This window comes from Micromonospora sp. NPDC047753 (assembly GCF_040642735.1).
Lineage (GTDB): Bacteria > Actinomycetota > Actinomycetes > Mycobacteriales > Micromonosporaceae > Micromonospora.
Genome location: NZ_JBEYSL010000709.1, coordinates 1 through 2611, shown reverse-complemented (window position 1 = coordinate 2611; position 2611 = coordinate 1). Strand labels below are relative to the sequence as shown.

General features: G+C 68.7%; 3 protein-coding genes. 2 read left to right on the top strand and 1 reads right to left on the bottom strand.

What is annotated here, in order from left to right; genetic code table 11:
* Positions 1-72 precede the first annotated feature (72 nt).
* A complete protein-coding gene (locus ABZ749_RS33530; protein ID WP_357235033.1) occupies positions 73-549 on the bottom strand; it encodes a hypothetical protein in 477 nt (158 codons plus the stop codon).
* Between the two features lie 148 nt (positions 550-697).
* Between ABZ749_RS33530 and ABZ749_RS33525 the strand changes: the two genes are divergently transcribed.
* Positions 698-1639: an ABC transporter ATP-binding protein gene (locus tag ABZ749_RS33525; RefSeq protein WP_357235035.1), complete on the top strand. Its 942-nt coding sequence runs from the start codon at positions 698-700 to the stop codon at positions 1637-1639.
* A gap of 15 nt (positions 1640-1654) precedes the next feature.
* Positions 1655-2413 carry an ABC transporter permease gene (locus ABZ749_RS33520; RefSeq protein WP_357235030.1) on the top strand — a complete coding sequence of 253 codons (759 nt, stop codon included), beginning with the start codon at positions 1655-1657 and terminating at the stop codon, positions 2411-2413.
* The last annotated feature ends 198 nt before the right edge of the window (positions 2414-2611 follow it).

The window sequence follows — 2611 nt, the reverse complement described above, 5'->3', positions numbered from 1 at the left end:
GCCCACTACGGACGTTCGCCGCAGGAGTACCGCACCGGCGTCGCTCGCCAGGACCGGTGACCCGACCGACCGTTACCGCCGACGGTCGCTCGGGTCGTCCGCGACGAAGTCCCGGACCGCGGCGCGGATGCTCTCGCCGTACGGGTCGTCCGGTAGCCGCACCAGGTGTTCGCGGGCTCGGGCGAGGTGCTCCCGGGCCGGGCCGACGTTGCCCAGGCGTCGGTGGCAGTCGGCCAGGTTGAGGTGCAGGGACGGCAGGAAAGCCTGGACCTGGAGCGAGGACAGATACCGCTGGGCGCGTTCGTCGGTCAGGTCGGAAACGGCGTCCAGGGCACGTTCGTCCCAGGCCAGTTCCGCCTCGGTGGTGTCCTGCAGATCGGCGAGGTAGTGCGCCAGGGTGCAGCGGTGCAGGGCGTCCCCGGTGGGGCCGAGCTCGTCCCACAACGCGGTGAGCAGCTCACGGGCTCGGGCAGGTGCGCCGCTCTGGCCGAGCTGCACGGCCTCGACGATGCGGGTCATGGTCGGGTCGGCGGTCGTCTGGTCGGTCATGTCGCCGATGGTCGGGCCTCGACCCGGTCGAGGGTCAAATCCAGACCACGTCTAGAAATTACAAAGATCTGCTCAGATCTTGCACTCCACTGTCGACTCTCCCTAGGCTGCCGGGGTGAGCGAACAAGCGCTGGTCGAGGCGACAGATCTGACGAAGGTCTATCCAGCACGTGGGTCCACGGCCGAGTTCCGCGCTGTCGACGGCATCGACTTCGCGCTTGAACGGGGTGAGTCGTTCGGGCTCCTCGGCCCCAACGGCGCCGGCAAGTCCACCACCATGCGGATGATCGCCGCCACGTCGCCGATCAGCGGGGGCAGCCTGCGCGTGCTGGGCATGGACCCGATGGGACAGGGACCGGAGATCCGGGCCAGGCTGGGTGTCGTCACGCAGGACGACTACCTGGACAACGAACTCACCGTGCGGGAGAACCTGCACATCTACGGGCGATACTTCGGCCTGTCGCGGGCCGTCATCCGCGACCGCGCGACCCGACTGCTCGACTTCGCCCAGCTGCAGGAGAAAGCCGGAGACCAGGTCGAGACGCTCTCCGGCGGCATGCGGCGGCGGCTCACCATCGCCCGCTCCCTGATCAACGAACCGGACATCCTGCTGCTCGACGAGCCGACCACCGGCCTCGACCCACAGGCCCGACACGTCCTGTGGGACCGGCTCTTCCAGCTCAAACAGCAGGGCGTAACCCTCATCCTCACGACGCACTACATGGACGAGGCCGAGCAACTCTGCGACCGCATCATCGTGGTCGACCACGGCCGCATCGTCGCGCAGGGCTCACCCCGGGAGCTGATCACCAGGTACGCCACCCGCGAGGTTCTCGAACTCCGCTTCCGCCTCGACGAACGCGACACCGCGGCGGAGAAACTGCGGACGTCGGCGCTGGCCACCGGCGGCAACGACACCGACGGTCGCGTCGAACTGCTTCCCGACCGGGTGCTCATCTACACCGCCGACGGCGAGGCGGCCCTCGCCACGGTGCACACCATGTCGCTCACGCCGCTCACCGCACTGGTCCGCCGCGCGACGTTGGAGGACGTGTTCCTCAAGCTCACCGGCCGATCGCTCATCGAGTAGCAGGAGAAACCACTGGTGTTTCGTGTGTTCGGGTACTGGTTGACCCGCTACCGGCGTACCTGGCGGGGCTCGATCGTGATCAACGTGTTGAACCCTTTGCTGTTCCTCATCGGCATCGGCGCCGGGCTGGGCGCCCTGGTCGACGACAACGCGCCCGCCCAGATCACCGGCGTCCCGTACGCGGCGTTCTTCGCCCCGGGCATGCTGGCCGCCGCCGCGATGCAGAACGCGTTCCTGGAAGGGGCCCCGGGTGTCGCCCGGGCTGCCGGCTTCGGGGCCTACCGCAGCGCCACACCGACGCCGCTGAGGCCCGAGCAGCTCGCCGCCGGGCACCTGCTCTTCATCACCTTCCGGGTGCTCATCGCCAGCGGCGCCTTCATCGTGGTGATGGCCGCGTTCGGGTTGATCGGAGGATGGTGGGCCCTCGGCGCCCTGCTCGGCGCGACGCTGACCGGGGTCGCGTTCGCGGCACCCGCCGCCGCGTGGGCGGTCGGCGTACGCAAGCTGCGCCACATCGACACGGTGTTCCGCTTCGTCATCATGCCGCTCTACATGTTCTCCGGCACGTTCTTCGCGGTCTCGCAGCTACCCGAGTGGATCAGACCGGTGTCCTATCTGCTGCCGCTGTGGCACGGGGTGGAGCTGTGTCGCACCCTCAGCCTCGGTACGGCGACGGTCGTCGGCAGCTCCGTGCACATCGGCTACCTGCTGGCACTCGCCATCGGTGGCTACCTGGTCGCGCGGGTCACCTACCGCCGGCGGTTGCATCCGTGACGGCCCACGCCCGAAGCCTCCTGGAGGCACCATGACCACCGTCGCCGTACCCACCTGGACGAGCCGCCGGGCCCTGGCGCTCATCGAACGCAACTTCATGATCTACCGCCGGTCGGTCACACCGCTGCTCAACGCCCTCGTCGAACCGATCCTGTACCTGCTGTCGATCGGCGTCGGCGTCGGGATGCTGGTCGGCAC

What these genes read in the sequence shown, in the direction of transcription:
- ABZ749_RS33530 (WP_357235033.1), bottom strand. Translation starts at nt 549, where the DNA reads ATGACCGACCAGACGACCGCCGACCCGACCATGACCCGCATCGTCGAG.